The sequence below is a fragment of the Streptomyces spongiicola genome, from assembly GCF_003122365.1.
Taxonomy (GTDB): Bacteria; Actinomycetota; Actinomycetes; order Streptomycetales; family Streptomycetaceae; genus Streptomyces; species Streptomyces spongiicola.
Window position 1 is genome coordinate 7,147,786 of record NZ_CP029254.1, and the last position, 17,240, is coordinate 7,165,025.

The 17,240-nt window shown below is 69.9% G+C and carries 14 protein-coding genes; 3 read left to right on the forward strand and 11 right to left on the reverse strand.

Going from position 1 to position 17,240, the window contains the following annotated elements; all coding sequences use genetic code 11:
• Nucleotides 1-18 precede the first annotated feature (18 nt).
• The 7 genes from DDQ41_RS31010 to DDQ41_RS31040 form a co-directional block, all read right to left on the reverse strand.
• The gene (locus tag DDQ41_RS31010; protein WP_262508631.1) at nt 19-2,781 is read right to left on the reverse strand and encodes a type I polyketide synthase; all 2,763 of its coding nucleotides are present in this window, start codon (nt 2,779-2,781) and stop codon (nt 19-21) included.
• Nucleotides 2,778-3,902 carry an enediyne biosynthesis protein gene (locus tag DDQ41_RS31015; protein WP_109297438.1) on the reverse strand — a complete coding sequence of 375 codons (1,125 nt, stop codon included), beginning with the start codon at nt 3,900-3,902 and terminating at the stop codon, nt 2,778-2,780. Before DDQ41_RS31015 ends, DDQ41_RS31010 begins: the two co-directional genes overlap by 4 nt.
• A 2-nt stretch (nt 3,903-3,904) precedes the next feature.
• Nucleotides 3,905-5,755, reverse strand: coding sequence for a CRTAC1 family protein (locus DDQ41_RS31020; protein WP_109297439.1), 1,851 nt, complete (start codon nt 5,753-5,755; stop codon nt 3,905-3,907).
• A 56-nt stretch (nt 5,756-5,811) separates the two neighbouring features.
• On the reverse strand, nt 5,812-6,804 hold the full coding sequence (locus tag DDQ41_RS31025; RefSeq protein WP_109297440.1) for a DUF1702 family protein: 993 nt from the start codon (nt 6,802-6,804) through the stop codon (nt 5,812-5,814).
• An 85-nt stretch (nt 6,805-6,889) separates the two neighbouring features.
• The gene (locus DDQ41_RS31030; protein ID WP_109297441.1) at nt 6,890-7,867 is read right to left on the reverse strand and encodes a DUF1702 family protein; all 978 of its coding nucleotides are present in this window, start codon (nt 7,865-7,867) and stop codon (nt 6,890-6,892) included.
• Nucleotides 7,868-7,972: 105 nt separating this feature from the next.
• On the reverse strand, nt 7,973-8,416 hold the full coding sequence (locus DDQ41_RS31035) for a winged helix-turn-helix transcriptional regulator (protein WP_109297442.1): 444 nt from the start codon (nt 8,414-8,416) through the stop codon (nt 7,973-7,975).
• A 73-nt stretch (nt 8,417-8,489) separates the two neighbouring features.
• Nucleotides 8,490-9,713: an IS701 family transposase gene (locus tag DDQ41_RS31040; protein ID WP_109297443.1), complete on the reverse strand. Its 1,224-nt coding sequence runs from the start codon at nt 9,711-9,713 to the stop codon at nt 8,490-8,492.
• A 412-nt stretch (nt 9,714-10,125) separates the two neighbouring features.
• On the opposite strand from DDQ41_RS31040, the gene DDQ41_RS31045 reads away from it, so the two are divergent.
• Nucleotides 10,126-10,746: a TetR/AcrR family transcriptional regulator gene (locus tag DDQ41_RS31045; RefSeq protein WP_172607845.1), complete on the forward strand. Its 621-nt coding sequence runs from the start codon at nt 10,126-10,128 to the stop codon at nt 10,744-10,746.
• A 56-nt stretch (nt 10,747-10,802) separates the two neighbouring features.
• Here the strand turns inward: DDQ41_RS31045 and DDQ41_RS31050 are convergent, their stop codons facing one another.
• The 3 genes from DDQ41_RS31050 to DDQ41_RS31060 form a co-directional block, all read right to left on the reverse strand.
• The gene (locus tag DDQ41_RS31050) at nt 10,803-11,591 is read right to left on the reverse strand and encodes an SDR family NAD(P)-dependent oxidoreductase (RefSeq protein ID WP_109297444.1); all 789 of its coding nucleotides are present in this window, start codon (nt 11,589-11,591) and stop codon (nt 10,803-10,805) included.
• A 50-nt stretch (nt 11,592-11,641) separates the two neighbouring features.
• A complete protein-coding gene (locus tag DDQ41_RS31055) occupies nt 11,642-12,358 on the reverse strand; it encodes an HAD family hydrolase (RefSeq protein WP_167450294.1) in 717 nt (238 codons plus the stop codon).
• 82 nt (nt 12,359-12,440) lie between these two features.
• The gene (locus DDQ41_RS31060) at nt 12,441-13,058 is read right to left on the reverse strand and encodes a ScbR family autoregulator-binding transcription factor (protein ID WP_109297446.1); all 618 of its coding nucleotides are present in this window, start codon (nt 13,056-13,058) and stop codon (nt 12,441-12,443) included.
• A 113-nt stretch (nt 13,059-13,171) separates the two neighbouring features.
• Here DDQ41_RS31060 and DDQ41_RS31065 point away from each other — a divergent pair, with 113 nt between their 5' ends.
• A complete protein-coding gene (locus tag DDQ41_RS31065; RefSeq protein ID WP_262508632.1) occupies nt 13,172-14,116 on the forward strand; it encodes a ScbA/BarX family gamma-butyrolactone biosynthesis protein in 945 nt (314 codons plus the stop codon).
• A 661-nt stretch (nt 14,117-14,777) separates the two neighbouring features.
• The gene (locus DDQ41_RS31070) at nt 14,778-16,400 is read left to right on the forward strand and encodes a helix-turn-helix domain-containing protein (protein ID WP_174720343.1); all 1,623 of its coding nucleotides are present in this window, start codon (nt 14,778-14,780) and stop codon (nt 16,398-16,400) included.
• Here the strand turns inward: DDQ41_RS31070 and DDQ41_RS31075 are convergent.
• The gene (locus DDQ41_RS31075) at nt 16,355-17,122 is read right to left on the reverse strand and encodes a DUF6008 family protein (protein WP_109297448.1); all 768 of its coding nucleotides are present in this window, start codon (nt 17,120-17,122) and stop codon (nt 16,355-16,357) included. The two genes, DDQ41_RS31070 and DDQ41_RS31075, sit on opposite strands and share 46 nt — an antisense overlap.
• Between the last annotated feature and the right edge of the window lie 118 nt (nt 17,123-17,240).

The window sequence follows — 17,240 nt, forward strand, 5'->3', positions numbered from 1 at the left end:
GCACGGTGACCGGATCGGCTACGCGCGCGGGCGCGCCCGGCGGCCGGCCGCAGCCGGGAGGCCGCGCGGGGCCTGCTCGCAGGGGCTGGCGAGGAAGGAGAACTCCTGGCCGACCTCCAGGGGCCGGATCAGCCGGTCCTGGAAGAGCCGTTCGAGGGCGACGGGCGCACCCGCGACGAACGCGGCACCGGCGACCTGGAGGACGCCGCGCAGCGACTCGTCGTCGGTGTTCAGCGCGATGGCGGGAACTCCGGTGGTGGCCTGGGCGAGTCCGCTGAGCACCCGTCCCGGGCCGACCTCGACGAACAGGTCGACGCTCTCGGCAGCCAGGCTCACCGCCTGGGTGAAGCGGACGGGTCCGGTGATCTGCTCCCGGAGCAGGCCGGCCAGGTCGGCGTCACGGGGCAGTTCGCCGCCGGTGACGGTGGAGACGACCCGGCCCGAGACGTCGCCGGGGCGGATGCCGTCGAGCCAGGCCCCGAAGGACGCGGCGGAGGCGGCGACGAGCGGCGAGTGGAAGGCGTGTGAGACGTTGAGGCGGGTGCAGGCCACGTCGGCGAGACCGGCCCGGCGCTGCACCTCCTCGATGTCCGCGACCGGTCCGGCGACCACCGTCTGTGCGGGGCAGTTGTAGCCGGCGATGACGACGCCGAGGCCGTCGATGAGTTCCCCGGCCCGCTGGGGCTCCGCGTTCAGCGAGGCCATCGTGCCGGAGGCGCTGTGCTCGGCCATCGCCCGCCCGCGTACCCGGGCCGCCTCGAGCAGTGTCTCCTCGTCGAGGGCGCCGGCCCAGTGGAGGGCGGAGAGTTCGCCGAGGCTGTGCCCGACGGCGACGGTCGCCTCCAGGCGGAGCGAGTCCAGCACCCGCAGCCCGGCGGCCGAGCCGGTGGCGATGCGCGGCTGCGCCACGTCGGTGGCGACCATGTCCCCGGTCGTGGGCAGGGCGGACCGCTCGAAGACCTCGGCGGCCTCGGGGAAGCGGCGGCGCAGCGCGCCTCCGCCGGTTCCGCTGCCCGAGCCCTGTCCGGGGAAGAGGAAGCCGATCCGGGCGCGGCCGTTGGTGCGGGCCATGAAGCTGCGGCCGTCCGTGGCGGTGTAGGCGCTCTCGCCCGAGTCGAGCAGGCCGGCCAGGTGCAGCAGGCGGCGTTCGGCGTCCTCCGGGGAGGAGACGACGACCGCCGCGCGGTGCGGCAGACCGCGCAGTTCGCGTTGCAGCGTGGCGGCCAGGTCCGCGACCTGCCCGTACGAGACCTGGGCGGCGAAGGCGGCGACCTCGGTGAGCCGGGCACGCAGTTCGCGCGGCGACTCGCCGTCGACGGCGAGCAGTTCGCAGTCCTGGAGCGAGTCGGCCAGTACGGCGGAGCGGCGGCTCGGCGCCGGGCGGCGCCGGGCGGCGGGCTCGTCCAGGACGACATGGGTGTTGATGCCGCCGAAGCCCATGGCGGTGATGCCGGCGCGGCGCGGCCCGTCCCCGGGCCAGGCCTCGGCCTTGCGCAGCGCCTTGAGGTTGGCGTCGGCTGCGAGCAGTTCGTGCGGGTCGACCGTGCCGATGGACGGGGGGAGGGTCTGGTCGTCGACGGCCATGGCCGCCTTGATCAGACCGGCGACGCCGGCGGCGGCCTTGGTGTGGCCGATCATGCCCTTGATGGAGGTGATGGCCGCGACCGGGGCGTCGGGGTCGGCCTCCCGGCGTGCGCCCATGAGGGCGGTGAGTTCGGTGGCGTCGCCGACGGCGGTTCCGGTGCCGTGGCCTTCGAAGAGCCGTACGGTCTCGATGCCGAACCCGGCCCGCTCGTAGGCGCGTGCGAGGGCCAGCTGGTAGCCGTTGACCTCGGGGCGGGTGATGCCGCCGTGGCCGTCGGAGGACACGCCCCAGCCCGCGATGGTCGCGTAGACGCGGTGGCCGGCGGCGAGAGCGTCCTCCTCCCGCATCATCACGATCATTCCGCATCCCTCGCCCGGCCAGAAGCCGTTGGAGCCGCGGTCGTACAGCTTCATCTCGCCCTTGGCGAGCGCGCCTGTCTTGGCGAAGCCGATGATCTCGAACGGGTCGATCGACAGGTCCACGCCGCCGGCGACGGCGACGTCGATGTCGCCGTTGATCAGCGAGGTTCCGGCGGTGGTCACCGACAGCAGCGAGGAGGAGCAGGCGCCGTCGACGGTGTAGCCGCCGCCGTTGAGGTCGTAGTGGTTGCAGATCCGGCCGGCGATGGTGTTGGCGAGTCCGCCGGCGAGGGTGTCCTCGTCGATCGCCGGGAACGGCTCCTTGTACGCGGTCTCGACTTCGTCGAGGAAGTCGGCGATCCGGGACTCGTCCCAGTCGTCCTGGCCCTTGAGGGCCGCGGCCATCACCCGCCGGACGTACGGCCAGCGCAGCCGCATCACGTTGGCGCGGGAGAACTCGCCGGTGAGGGTGTTGCCGACGACGACGCCGGTGCGTTCGCGCGGCAGTCCCTCGCCGGCGGGGAACCCGGCGTCGGCGAGTGCGCGGCCGGCGGTGTCGAGGGCGAGCCAGTGTGTGAGGTCGGTCGACCGGAAGGTGCTGCCGGCGATCTTGTGGGCGATGCGGTCGAACGCGTAGCCCTCGATGACCGCGGCGTTGCGGGCGTAGAAGGCGTCGGGGGCCGCCGGGTCGGCGTCCCAGTAGTCGTCCAGGTTCATCCGGACGTCGGGCAGGCGGCGGAACGCGCGCCGTCCGGCGACGGCGTTGTCCCACAGCTCCTTCGGGTTCGAGGCGTCGGGGTAGCGGCAGGCCATGCCGACGATGGCGATTCTGGTCATGCGGGCACCGGGACCTTCTTCGTCTCGGCCTCGGCTGACGCCGGGGCGGGGCAGGCGCAGGCGCCCTCGGGGCACGCGCACGCCGGGGCCCCGGAAGCGGCCGGGGCGGGGCAGGTGCAGGCATCCTCGGGGCACGTGCACGCGGCGGTGGTGCTGCCGGTCTCGGCGGCGGCTCCGGCCTCGGTGACGGACCGGGTGACGGCGTCGAGGGCGAGAGCCTCCTCGGCGCGCTTCCTGGAGACGATGTCGGCGGTCCACAGGAACGCGCCGCGGACGGCGCAGACGAGGGCGGTGGCGAAGAACAGGCCGTAGGCGACGCTCATGGCGGTCAGCACGCCGTACAGGGCCGCGACGCCTCCGCCGAAGGCGATCTGCCCCCACTTCGAGGACGGGGTCGTGCCCGGGTCCGTGATCATGTAGTTGGTGAAGAGCACGAACGCCACGCCGGTCATCATCGCCAGGCCCGCGGCTATGGAGGTGTCGAACAGCAGGCCGCGGACGATCGCCTGGAGGGCGAAGACGCCGACCCAGCCGAGGATGAGCCACATGCGCTCGGTGAGCTTGGCGTTGAGCATCGTGCCGAGGACGATGATGATCGCCGGCACGAGCCAGTCGAAACCGCCGTCGAGGTACTCGGTGAAGTGGTACGGCGGGGCGATCGAGGCCCACGGGAAGAGCAGCAGGATGACGGCGATGCCGAAGTTCGACGGGTTCATGAAGTGCCGCATCCGGCCCTTGACCGGGGCGCGCAGCACCCACTTGGTGCCGACGGCGACGATCACGCCGAACACCATGACCCATACGAGGTCGTTCACGTAGGTGAGCATGTTCACCGCGAGGGCGGTGATGTGGGCCGGGAAGAGGAACTCGACCAGGCCCTTGAACCCGCCGCCGGCGAAGCGCGGTGCGCGTCCCTCGGCGCGGGCGCCGAAGATCTCCAGGACGATCTCGACGGTGTAGGCGGTCGCCAGCGCGATGAACGGCCAGGTCCAGGGCTGCTCGAAGCCGAGGACGGTGTAGCCGAAGATGTTGAGCACGGAGATGGAGATCGCGAACCGGCGCAGCGCCGTCGTGACCTTCGGGTTGTGCCGTGGGGCGGCGGCGGTCTTCGTTGCGGACATCGTCACTTCTCCTTGACCTCGGTGCCCAGCTCGAGGCTGTGCCAGCCCGGCGTGAGCTTCAGCTTCTCCTCGTGGACCTCACCGGTACGGTCGCGCCAGGTGATCACGGCCGGGACGGAGCCCCGGACGTCCTTGCCCAGACCGATGTGGACGTCGGTGCTGCGCTTGCCGGAGTGGCCGCCGCCGCCGTCGAGACGGGTGACGCGCCTGGTGCCGTCGGGCAGCCGGACGAGGACCTCCGCACCGACCACGGGCGCTCCGTCCGGGTGGGTGAGCTTCAGGCCCAGGTGGGAGCCGGTGGACTCGGCGACGTTGTGCAGGAAGACCGGCTCGCCCCACTGGCGGGCGACCGCCAGGTCGAGCCGTCCGTCGCCGTCGACGTCGCCGGTGGCCAGGCCCCGGGTCGGGACGGGCTCGCCGATACCGAGGGCCCCGGAGAGGTTGTGGTACTCGCCGGTGCCGGGGTCCTTGGCGAAGAACCGCATGCGCTGGCTGCCGGCGATGTCGTCACCGTGCTCGACGTTCGGCCACCACACGGGGTTGGGGACGAGGGCGTCGTTGGCGGTGGCGAGTTCCTGCAGCTGCGGCCAGCGGTTGTTCTTGCCCTTGAGGAAGCCGAGGGCCTGGGTGATCTCCAGGTCGCCGTTGTTGTCGAAGTCGCCCATCTTCACGTCCCAGCCCCAGCCCGACCAGGCCAGCTTCAGATCGGTGGACCTGTCCGTGTACGGGGCCTCGCCCTCCTTGAAGCGGCCCTGCAGCTCGGAGCGGGAGTCGGCGTCGTTCAGGAAGGCGAAGTTCGACTCCTGGATGCCGAAGGACGTGGTGATGTTGCTGACGAACATGTCGTAGACGCCGTCGTGGTCCAGGTCGCCGAAGTCGACGCCCATGCCCTTGAAGGAGCTGCGCCCCAGTTCCTTGGACTTGGGGACGGTGCCGCTGTGGGCGGCCTTGACCTCGGAGAACCGGATCTTTCCGGGGGTGGAGGTGTTGTACAGCAGCGCCGAGGTGCCGAAGTCGTGGGCGAGGAACATCTCCGGCAGCCGGTCGCCGTCGAGGTCGGCGGCGGAGGCGCCGAGCGACCAGCCCTTGTTCAGGCTCTGCGGGAGGGCGCCGTCGGTCTTCTCGTAGCCGTCCGGCGTCCACCGGAAGAAGTGGCCGCCGCCGCCGTTCTGGGCGTGCGACAGCGACGCGTTCATGGTGACGTCGCCGTCCTTGGACGGGTCCAGGACGGGGCTGTCGGGGAAGTAGTTGCCGATGTAGATGTCGTTGTGGCCGTCGCCGTCGAAGTCGGCGACCGCGGCCGCGTTGGAGTTCCACAGCGGGCCGGTGTAGGTCCTGCCGGGCTTGCCGGGCAGCAGTTCGGTGGCCGTGAAGGAGGCCGCGGTCAGCGGCTTCCCCTTCTCGCCCTTGTTCACGAAGATGACCGGCGTGCGGCCCCAGTAGTAGACGAGGAGGTCCATGCGGCCGTCCTCGTCGTAGTCGCCGGGCATACAGCCCATCGGCGCCATGGTCGTGCTGGTGCCCAGCGGCGCCGGGTCCAGTGCGAACGGCGCGTACGCGTCCTTCCGGGTCGGCGCCGGGGTGACCACGGCCTGGTCGATCCGCACGTCGTTCACGCACAGGTCGTTGGCCAGCCCGTCGCCGTCGAGGTCGTTGACCGCGATACCGGCGCCGACCGAGGAGATCCAGGCGTCGATGTGCTTGTATGCCTTGTTGACCTTTCGCACCTCCTGTTTCGGGAATCCCGCGGGCAGGGCGATGGACATGGGCTCGAATGCGAAGTTCTTCGCCAGATTGTTGACTTCGGAAGCCGACGACTCGGGCAGCCGGACGGCGTAGAACGTGCCCACCATCAGGGCGAGCGCGACGATTCCCGGTGAATTCCTGCGGAGCCAGTTCTTTGTTACCGTCACTGGTCGGCACCTTTCGAGATGAGCGAGTCTGAAGCGAGTTCTGCGGCGATGTCGCGCCGCCAGGTCTCGTAGGCCGGGGCCGCTCCCCCGCCGGGCGCCTGGGGCCGGGTGTCCCGGCACACCCGGGAGGCCCGCTCGGCCGTCGTGCCGCACACGACACGGGCCGCCAGGTGGGTGTGGTCGATGACGGTGCCCGCCTTGACCCGCGCCTCGGTGGCGAACGCGGCCCCCTGGGCGAGCGACCAGCGGTGGCGGCCCGCGCTCTGGGCGAAGTGCGCGAGCTCGTCCTCGCTCGCCCCGCCCGCGTAGGCGCAGGCGAGGCCGGCGCCCGCGTAGAGGTCGCCGCGGCGCCGCTCGGGATAGGCGCGGATCAGGTCGGTGACGACCTCGGGATCGGTGCCGCCGACGAACCACAGAGCGCGGCCAATGCCCTGGTCGATGGCGTTGGGCGTGTAGTGGTTGTGCCCGCCGTTCCAGCGGAACGGGTGCTGGGTGCCCGGAGTGCGCACATAGGCTCCGGTCCTGAAGTACGCCTGGTGGAAGCCGTAGCCGTCCAGTGCCAGCCAGCGCAGCAGCGGGTCGGTGGTGCGGATGTCGGGCCACAGGGGCTTCGGCAGGCGGGCCATCGCCCAGCCGATACCGACGTAGATCATGTAGTCGTGGTGACGGCCCTCGCCGGTCAGCAGCCCCGCCAGGCGGCCGCCGTGCCCCGGCAGCGAGTCGTACACCGCCGCTCCCATGCCGGCGCCCTCGTAGGCGAAGCCGCGCATGTCCGTCGGGACGTCCTCCAGCAGTCCCTCCGCCTCGGCAGGGGAAGCGGCCTCCACGGCGTACGCGTATCCCTTGAGAAACACCTCACCGATGTGCTCGAGCCGTGCCTTTGCCTCCGCGTTCTTCACATGGAATCCGCGTACTTCCATGGTCGTCTCGGAAACAGGTGGCGTGAGCAATCGGCGGCGGAGTGCGCCAAAAAAAACTGGACACGGCAGAAGACCGCCCCTCTCGAATCCCTGGAATAGCCCGGCGAATCGAATCTAGCCAGGGGGCCGGGAGGGGCGTCTACTTCGTAAGTGCTCAAACAACTGCGGTGGTCAGTCGTGTGCGCACACCCCGCCGCCAGACCTCGTAGGCGGGGCCTACGCCCTTCTCGGGAGCGGTGGCGGCGCAGTCGTCGGCGAGTCGCGCGACGGCGCCGGCCGTGAGCCCCGTGAACGCGTGGACGGCGGCACTGCTGTGCTCGGGGACGAATCCGGCGTGGTGGCGTGCCTTGGCCGCGAAGACCGCGCCCTGGGCCAGATGGCCGGCGAGTTCCGCCGCCTCCTCGCGCAGCGCGGCCAGGTCCGCGGGCGAGCTGCCGCCGGCGAAGGTGGCGGCAAGTCCGACACCGCTCCAGAGATCCGCCTGCCGGTCGACGGCGAAGGCCCGTACGGCCGCGGAGACGTTGCTGACGCGCCCTCCGTGGATGAACCACAGCGCCCGGCCGACGCCCTGGTCGAAGGCGCGCTGCCAGTACGAGGGGTCCTCGTCCCAGTCGTACGGCGTGTCCAGGCGCTGTCCGGCGACCCAGGTGCCGGCGTCGAAGTAGGCGCGGTCGAAGCCGTAGCCGTCGACACACAGCCAGCTCATCGCCGGGTAGAGGTCCGGCTCGGTCAGATCGGGTGTGAGCTTCCCCCAAAGCGGCCTGGGCAGCTTGGCCATGGCGAAGCCGATGCCGATGTAGTTGAGGAAGATGTGCGGCCTGCCGCCGCCCCGCAGCAGGTCACGGGTGCGGTGCCGGTTCGGGCCCATGGCGTCGCGGACGGCGCAGGCCATGGTCGCGCCCTCGTAGGCGAAGCCCCTGTTCAGCGGGTCGACGAGCGCCAGCCGGCGCTCGGTGGTGGTCAGTTCCCTGTCCTCGATGCCCCACTCGAAGCCGGTGACGACGGCCTGCGCCACGGCCTCCAGCTGCCGTGTGCGCTCGTTCGGCTCGACGGGGAAGCCGCGCCCGGCGAAGCTCACGTCGTCCAGGGACGGGGCCAGGATCAGCCTGCGCAGCGCTCCCAGTGCGGGCACGGGCGCCTCCTCTTGTGCGCCGCTGCTGTCGGCGGCGGGAGGGGCCATCGTGGGCGCACCGTGCGGCGGGCGGCATCTTCGCGTGTGCGCTTGGGGGTGAGGTGTTCAGCGGTTGCGGCGCACGTCCACTTCCTCGTCGTGCACGGCGCGCCCGCACTGCCAGCAGCGCAGTTCGACGTGGACTGGGCCGTCGCAGCCGATGTGGTCGGCGCGGCGCGGCGGCACCGGCTCCTGCGGCAGATTGCGGTCTCCCCACTGCATCAGGGCGATGACGGCCCGGGTCAGGTCGCGGCCCGCGGGGGTCAGCCGGTACTCGTGCCGGACGGGCTTGTCCTGGTACGGAACCCGTTCCAGGACGCCGTGCTCGACCAGCCGGGCCAGCCGGCTGGCGAGCACGTTGCGGGCGATGTCCAGGTGGGAGAGGAACCCGTCGAAGCGGGTGGTGCCGAGCAGCGCCGACCGGATGATCAGAAGGGTCCAGCGCTCGCCGATGACCTCCAGGGACCGGGCGAGGTTGCAGTCCTGTCCCGCGTACGTGTGTCTCAGCATGAATTCACTCTAGGGCTCGGTGAGTTGCGTGAAGGAACTCGATGTGGCGAGGTCGTCGTGGCGGCCGGGCCGCTCAGGCGGCGGCGAGCATCCTCTCACCGCCCTCGGCGGGAAGCCGTTCCATGCGGCTGTAGGCGTACGCCGCCGAGACCAGTGACATATGGTGGTGCCAGCCCGGGTACGAGCGGCCCTCGAAGTCGAGCAGACCGAACTCGTCCGACATCTCCCGCACCGAGCGCCCCGCCTGCCCCAGTGTCCGCGTCAGAGCGAGCAGCGTGTCCGTCCGGGCGTGTGTGAGGCTGGTCAGCCACAGCTGGAGGGGCCGTCGTCCGCTTTCGGACCGGGTGGCGAGCAGCCGGTAGGTGCGGTGGATCCGGTCGCCGTTCCCACCGCGCTCGCCGTTCCCACCGCACTGCGGCAGCCTGACGAAGCTCGACATGACGGTGGTGTGGCGGCCCCGACCGCCCCGGGGTGCCACGCTCTCCATCCGGGTCAGGGTGCCCGCGTCGAACTCGAAGAGGCTTCGGGCGGCGAGTACCAGGCCCCGCCCGTCGCCTCCGTGGGGAGGCTGGAGCCGCAGATGGCGGCCGACGGCGACCTGGAGGGTGTCCGGGACGGCGACGGCGAAGTCGCGCCCTCGAAGGGCGAGTCCCCGGACCAGGGCCTCTGCGCTGGTTCCGCCGACCGCCTCCAGGTCCGCTACGACGGGCAGGGGCGCGGTCCGGCTGGCGGCGGTGAGAGCGTCCACCAGGTCGAGGGCGTGCTGCTCGACGGAGCGGGGGCCGACCCCGTCGGGTATGCGGGTTCGCACACGGCGCCCGGGGTCCCTGGTCCACGAACCGGGAAGCAGGAGGCGCCAGTCGACGGGAAGGGCCTGGTCGTAGGAGGAGAGGAAGACCCCGACGCCCAACTGGCAGGTGACCGAGCGGCCCGTGGAGGGCAGGAACCGGCGGTGCACACCGCAGGAGTGCTCCCCGCGCTTGCGCAGTACCGCCTGGCCGAGCACCCAGGCGCGTGGGGTCATCTGCTGCTCGGCCCACCTGGTGAGCTCCGCCCGGACGGGCATCCAGTCCCAGGGGCTGGCGTTGACGAACTGGTGGAGGGACTGCGAGGTGGCGGGTGAGGAGGAGATCGCTGCCGCGAGGCGGCGCACCGACTTCTTGCCCGAGGTCGTCAGCAGGCTCTGCACGTAGGCCTGAGCCCAGCGCCGCTGGTCGGCCCGTGGCAGGCACTCGAAGATCCTCTCGGCGAACACCGGCAACGATGTGCGAGTGGCCGTCAGAGCGTACGCACCCATGGCTAGTTTCCTCCCCTGCTGTCGGCCTGCGGCTGCCGACCAGGATAAAATAATAGCGAACGCCCTCTTTTTTTTGCGACTCAGGAGAGTTGCCGAATGCACTTCGCCAAGTCCGACCCCGCCACCCGCGGCGGCGGCGGCCGCCCCGCCGCCCCGAGAACGCCCAGCAGAACTTCCGAAGGCATCCCGCCAGGGCTGCCCTCCATCCCCTGACCTGCCGTTATCCGGAACGTCTTGGGCAACTCCGCCTTGCCGGCCGGAGGAAGGGAACGACAGTCTTGGAACGAAGAGTGAACGTCCGTCCCACTCGGGACGCGCCGGCGGTGCACCGACGGGCCGGAGTCAGGACCCTCGCATGTCCGGTGGCCGAGAGCCCTCTTCGGGAGACGGTGTGGTGAAGCAGGAGAGGGCCGTGCGCACGCGTCAGGCGCTGGTCGACGCGGCGGCCGCGGAATTCGACCGCTACGGGTACGACGGGACGTCGCTGTCGCGCATCAGCACGGTCGCCGGCATGTCCATCGGCGCCGTGACGTTCCACTTTCCCTCGAAGGTGGACCTCGCGGACGCGGTGCAGCAGGAAGGGCGGTCGGTGACGCTGGCGGCGCTGGAACTCCTCACCGCGGAGCCCGTGCCGCCGCTGCGCATGGTGGTCGACCTGACCCTCGAACTGGCCAGGCTGATGGAGCAGGAGCCGGCGGTGCGCTCCGCCATCCGCCTGGGCCGGGAGCGCCCCGGCACCGAAGCCTGGTCGGAAGCCTGGCTGCCGACGGTCCGCGGGCTGCTCGACCGGGCGTACGAGAGCGGCCAACTGCGTACGGACGCCCTGCCCGCGGACGTCACGACGCTCGTGGAGCACCTGACGAACGGGGCCGAGGCGTACCTGCGCCGCCGGACCGGCTCGGACCCCGCCTTCGAGAGCGCCGTCGCCCAGCTCAAGCGGGTCTGGCATCTCGCGCTCGTCGGCGTGTCCGCCGAGGGGTCGGACGTGCGGCACCGGGCGGGCCCGCCGCCCGAGGGTGCACAGGCGCACTGACGGGCCCGTCGGGCGGACGACCGCTGTCCGCCCGACGGGCCCGGTCGGGCACGCCGCTACACCGCGGTACGGCCGCCGTCCACGGCCATCGCGGCCCCCGTCACGAAGGAGGCACGCGAACTGCTGAGCCAGAGCGCGGCGTGGGCCACTTCCTCGGGAGCCGCCATGCGCTTCTGGATCTGACGCGCGACGAACACGTCCTGCAGATGGGGGTGGGCCTCCAGCGCCCCGTCGATGAGCTCCGTCCGAGTGCTGCCCACGACCAGGGAGTTGACCCGGATACCGCGATCGCCGTACTGGGCCGCGGCGGCCTTCGTCATCCCGATCACCGCGTGCTTGGCGGCGACGTACGGTGCTCCCGCCACCGTCGCCACCACTCCCGCCGTGCTGGCGGTGTTCACGACGGCACCCGCCCCGGAGGGGAACATCGCGGGAAGCTGATGGCGCAGGCAGTTCCAGGTCCCCCGCACGTTCACGTCCATCACCTGCTCGAACACGGCGTCGTCGGTTTCGTGCAGATCGGTGCCCACCGTGCCCCATCCGGCGTTGTTGAAGGCCACGTCCAGCCGCCCGAAGGCCTCCAGAGCCGCTCCCACCACCCGTCCCACGTCCTCGGGGAAGACGACGTCGCCCGGCGCCGCCAGCGCGCGCCCCCCGCTCGCGACGATCTCATGAGCGACCTTCTTCAGCCGGTCCTCACGCCTTGCCATGAGGACGACCGCCGCCCCCTCCGCGGCGAACAGCCGGGCCGCCGCTGCCCCGATCCCGCTGGAAGCCCCGGTGATCATGGCGACCTTGCCGCTCAGCAGACCGCCGGCCTCACTTTCCGCACCCTTGTCCAACATCTTGCCCCCTGACGAATGAGAGAAGGAACCGCGTGTGCGATCGGGCCCGTTCAGACCGGCGCGACGGCCGTGTGCTTCCAGACGGTCCCGTCCGCGGCCTCTGCATCGACGGCACGCAGCATCGCCTCGTCGATGTGGTGCAGCGAGTCCGCGAGGTGCCGCACACCCACCTCCTGCATCAGTCCGCGCTGGAATCCGTGCTCGAAGTCGCTCGGGTGCCCGATGAACGGCACGTCGAGTTCCTTGGCCTTCTCCGCCACGCGGGCCACGTCGTCGATGAACACCGCCTGGGCACCGGCGAGACCGAAGACGTCGGAGGTGATCTCCGTGATGCCAGGACGGAAGTCGTTGGTGCAGACGTATCCGGGACCGTCGAAGAGGTGGGCCCATTCACCGAGGAAGCGGTCGAAGTGCTCCCTGCCCAAACCTCCGTAGCAGATCGTCTTCAGCCCCAGATCCCTGAGGCGCCGCACCAGTTCGATCGCACCGTCAAGGACACGGACCGGATGCTCACTCATGTGGGCGACCCGTTCGGCGAAGTACGCCTCAAGGGCTTCCTGCCCGGTCATAGGCACGCTCACCACGCGCGCCAGGTACTCACTCGCCACCTGCTGCGGCTGCGAGAAGACACGCCGCTCTACCTCCGCGGTGTAGGCTCCACCGCGACTGACGACGAAACGGTGGATAACCGGGCTGAAGGTGTCGTTGAGCAGCACGCCGTCGATGTTGAGCGCGGCGAGCCGCAACTGCCGAAGTCCTTGGGGCAACGAGGGCCTCCTGAGTCGGTCGCGAACGGTGGACTGGACGAGAGGGTGTTCTCCGGAAGGGGCGCCGGCGGGGATGAGACAATCAGGCGAAGCGGTGCACGTTCAGGTCGATGGACGCCGCGACACGCTCGGACGTGATGCCGGGCAGCAGGATCCGCCACATCGCAACGGTCCGCTCGGGGAGATCCTGGCGCCCGGACACGGCGTTCGCGTACATCTGCATCCCGGTGCAGGCTCCGACGATGAACTCGGCGAGCTGACCGATGTCGATCGACTCCCCGATCTCGCCCTCATCCTGAGCCCCCGCCAGGGAGAACTCCAGGATCCTGGCCCATTCCAGAAACGGCGTCGCGTCCCGCACGGTGGCCCCGTCCTGCTCGTTGGTGAGCCGCACACCCGCGCGGAGGAGGACGTCGCGCTGTATCTGCCAGGCCCACACGAACGTCATGTCCACGATGCGCTGCAGTCCCTCGGCGCCCAGGCGGGGCACGACGGTGTCGGGCTGCGCGGTCATCACGGCACGCGCCAGGTCCTCCTTCGACTTGAAGTGGAAGTACATGGCGCCCTGGGAGACACCGGCCCGCTTCATGATCTTGCTGATGCTGGCGCCTCTGAACCCGTACTCGTCGAAGACCTCGGCAGCGCCGAGGATGATGGCCTCCCGCGTCTTGACTGCTCGATCCTGCTGCGGCTTGGCCATCGGTCTTGTGCTCCCTCTCGACAAAAAAAAAGAACAACCGATATTTTAAGCCCAACCCGCGGTCACCGGTAGTGGCCATCGGGAAACACATACGCACGCCCTAGGGGAGAGGCATGCTGACAACCACAGAGCCGCAGACCGCGGCAAGACCGGCACTCACCACGACCGTCGCCAGGGAGTACGTGCACCGGGCGGCTCTGTCGGAGGTCTTCCTGACCGACTGGAGCAGGGCCGGGCGCGACGCCTTCACCGTCAAAGCGCAACTGCCCCGCTGCCACACCTTCTACGTTCCCGAGTACGGGATATACGACCCGCTGCTGCTGTGCGAGACGATACGACAGTCCAGCACCCTGCTGACGCATGTCGCCTACCAGGTCCCGTTCGGCCACCAACTGTCATGGTCTCGCCTGCAGTTCGCCGTCCACCCGCAAGCCATGCGCATCGAGGACACCCCTGCGGACGTCGAACTGCACGTGACCTGTTCGGACATCCGCTACCACCGCTCGCTGCCGGTCACGATGTCGATGCACCTGGAGGCCGTCCGCAACGGCTCGCTGCTCGCCATGGCCAGCGTCCGCTTCGGCAGCCACTCGCCCGCCGTGTACCAGCGACTGCGCCCGGGACGGGGCGACACCGAGGAGACCTTCTCCAATGCCCCGAAACCTCCGGAGCCCGTACCACGCAGTACCGTCGGCCGGCTGCGGAAGCAGGACATCGTGCTCTCACCGGCCGCGGAGCCGCTGCGCTGGCAACTCCGCGTCGACACCAGCCATCCGGTCCTCTTCGACCATCCCCTCGACCACGTTCCGGGGATGCTGCTCCTGGAATCCGTACGGCAGGCGGGACAGGCCGTCCGGCCTTCGCAGGCCGGCGCATCCATCCCCGTGTCGATGGATGTCTCGTTCAACCACTACGTCGAATTCGACGAACCGTGCTGGATCGAGGCCGACGAGACCTCACCCACGGGCACGCGCCGAACGATCCGCGTCAACGCCCTCCAGAAGGGCTCCTTCGCGTTCAACGCGAGTGCAGAGCTGGCGGAGATCGGCTCCTTCTGAGCTGACCGCTCCCCCGTTGACTGCGAGCCGGACCGGATCCGACCCGGGAACGGCCCGAGTCCACAGGCAGATCAAGGGAGGACGTGACGTAAAGGCCCTGGCGACTGACCCACGAGGGGGCAGCCGCCGACCGACCACCACTGGAATGCGAGGCCAAGTCTCACAGCGCCCGTCGAGCTGCAACTCGACGGGCGAAGGCCCGTTCTGGGTACCACCCCAGAATCGTGTTACTGCAGCGGTTCTTCCGGAACCAATACCACCCGATCGGATCATGTGCCTTTCCCGAAAGGGGGTCTCACACCACCTCACTCCGGAGAGAGACCCCATGCCACCCCGGATAGACCGCATGCCACCTCAGAGAGACCACATGTTGCCCGTGAGTGAAACCACATGTTGCCCGGAGTGAGAACGCATGTCGCCCGTGAGTGAACGCACGTTGTCCCAGAGAGACATGTCGCCCGCAAGCGAGACCCATGCCGCCCCAGAGGGAGACCCCATCATGATGAACCAAACCTCCGTGATTCTCCAGCCCCCCGTAGATACCGATGGGGCGGATCGCCGTATTGATGCCGATTTTTTACCGACTAGTTCCAGCCATCCTCAGCCCGGAACGAGCCCCTCCGATACGGCTTCCACCCAGCGCGGGCGCATGAAGGTACCCATGCGGCTTGTGGAGTCCCCCCACTACTCCGACGCGGCGCTGAACGTCTACATCAAGGTCAAGGCCCTCTCAGTGCGCCGAGAGGGCTGCACAGCGAGCATCGACACCCTCGCCTCGTATGTCGGGCTCTCCGCCTCTACCGTGCAGCGCGGCCTTGCGCAGCTTCGCGCCACAGCCCCCGACGGTGTGGTCGAGCTTCCCGACAGCCGGCGCCGGTCCCTGCCCGGCGGCTCCGGAACCACGGCATGCCGCAGGGTCCGCCTCCTGCCGCCCGCTGAGCGGTACATCTGGATACCCGTCGTCGCCAGCGAGAAACTGCGGCCCCGCCTGCTGCGCGCATACACCGTGATCGCCTATGCCGTCACACAGGGGATCCCGCTCTCCGAAAGCGATCTCGCAGGCTTCCTTCGCCATCACTCCGGCCCTCGTGCGGGCAAGCCCGTGACCACGGAAGCCGCCGGCCGCATCATCGACGAACTGGCCGCAGTCGGCTGGATCAGCGTATGGCGCCGGGCCGGCTTCCAGGGGCGTCATCTCTTCCTCGTGCACAACGACGAGCACCCGGAGACTCCCGCACTTGATGACCGATCGGGTTCCGACGTTGATGACCGATCGCTCGCGAACAAGGAAGACCTAAGAATTGACCGACTCGAGAACGGGGGGGTGCCTTTGTCACCCGCCGTAGGCGAAGTACCGGTAGAAGCGCCCGCGAAGGACCGCACCGACAGCCCCGCGCCGGTGAACATCCAAGATCATCGCGCGCTGCGCGCGGAGGACACCGCCCCAGCCCCGAAGCCCACGGTTCGCCGCACCCCGCAGACCGCCTGGAGCGGCCCGCAACTGACCTTCAGCCCACGACTCAACTCCGTGCTGGAGCCGGTACGCTTCCTGCTCAGCCAGGTCAACACCTACGTCCAGCGCCGCATCGGACGGGAGATCGCCAGGCAGCTCGACGACGGCTACGGCCCCTCCCGCCTCCGCGCCCGGCTCAGCCAGCGCCTCACCCAGACCCTCGTCGCCGACATCCGGGATCCCGGCCGCTGGCTGCTGGGAGTCGCACTCCCCCGCTGGGGCTGCGCCGACCCCGACTGCGAATCGGGGGTCCTCTGGTCGACCGGTACGAGCTGCACCGCCTGCCGGGAGGTGGTCGCCCAACGTGCGGCGGCCCGCCGGGAGCGGGCCGCGGAGAACACCTGCGCCGACGCGCACCAAGACCAGGACCGCCGACCTCGGCAGCATCCGGCGGCCGTCCCACGGGTCCTGGAGTGCTGTCCCGACTGCGAGCGCCCCCATCTGCCCGGAGGCGCGGGTCTCTGCGCAGAGTGCCGTATGCGCACGTCAACGCCACCGGCAGCCGGGCCCCCACGCACACCCACCACTTCGGCCGTCAGCAGATGCCGTGGGCGGAACGGCCTCTGCGGCCGTCCAGCCCCGCACGGCCTGTGCTGGCGTTGCCGCACGGAGTCCGAGGCCTCCCCGCCCGGGGAGGCACTCGGCCCACCCGGCAGTTCACCGCCCGAAAACCACCGGGAGAAGCCATGCGTCCTGCCGGACCCAGCCGAGGTATCCCCTCGCCGCTACGGCCGTCCGGCCAGCGCGGGCTCGCGCTCGGTCCGCGCATGAGCGGCGGATACCGGCTCCTGCGCCCCGGCCTCGTCGTAGGCGGCCTTGACCGTGCGCTTCTCCTTCCACAGGTGGTAGAGGGCGATGGCGAGGATGGCCGAACCGATCATGTTGGCGACGAAGTGCCACCACACCCGGTACGTCACGAGCGCCGCTCCTGGCTCTATGAGGCCGAACCAGGTGGACAGACCGATCGCACGACTGGCCCCCAGCGCGATGGACAGCGTCAGCACCACGTGCTCGAGACCGTGGATGCCCTGCATCCAGACCCCCATCCTGGCCCACTTGCGGGACTTGAGATCCCCGGTGACCCGTCGGGTGATCTGCACGATGCCGACCAGTCCGGCGAGGAAGACGAAGTTTCCGGTGAGGTGCAGGATCTCCATGCCGAGCGAGGGCTTGGTCATGTCCACCTGGCCCATCCCACGGGCGAGACTGTGGGCCCATGGAGTCATCCACGCCGGCGCATAGGGATTGGCGATCCAGTAGGCGGCCTGGGCCAGATGCTCCTGGAAGTGGCCGATCTGGCCGACGACACCGAGTCCGATGACACCCGCAGCCGTCTTGTACAGCCAGGGGCGGACCGGGCCACGGTTCGCGTACGCGAGTACGGCGACGGCAAGCCACATCGCAGCGGCCCAGGCGATGAAGAGGACTGCGCCCGCGGTGTCCACGAACGACACGGCACTTCCCATACCGTGCATACCGGATGGATGCTCCATGTGCGCTCCTTCTCCACGTTCGTACCGGACGACGCCTTTCGCCGTGCCACCCCTGACGCTAGGAAAGAGCGTGCGGAGTCCTCCACTTCAGCCGTGCGGACTTGGGCGGGCTGTCGTT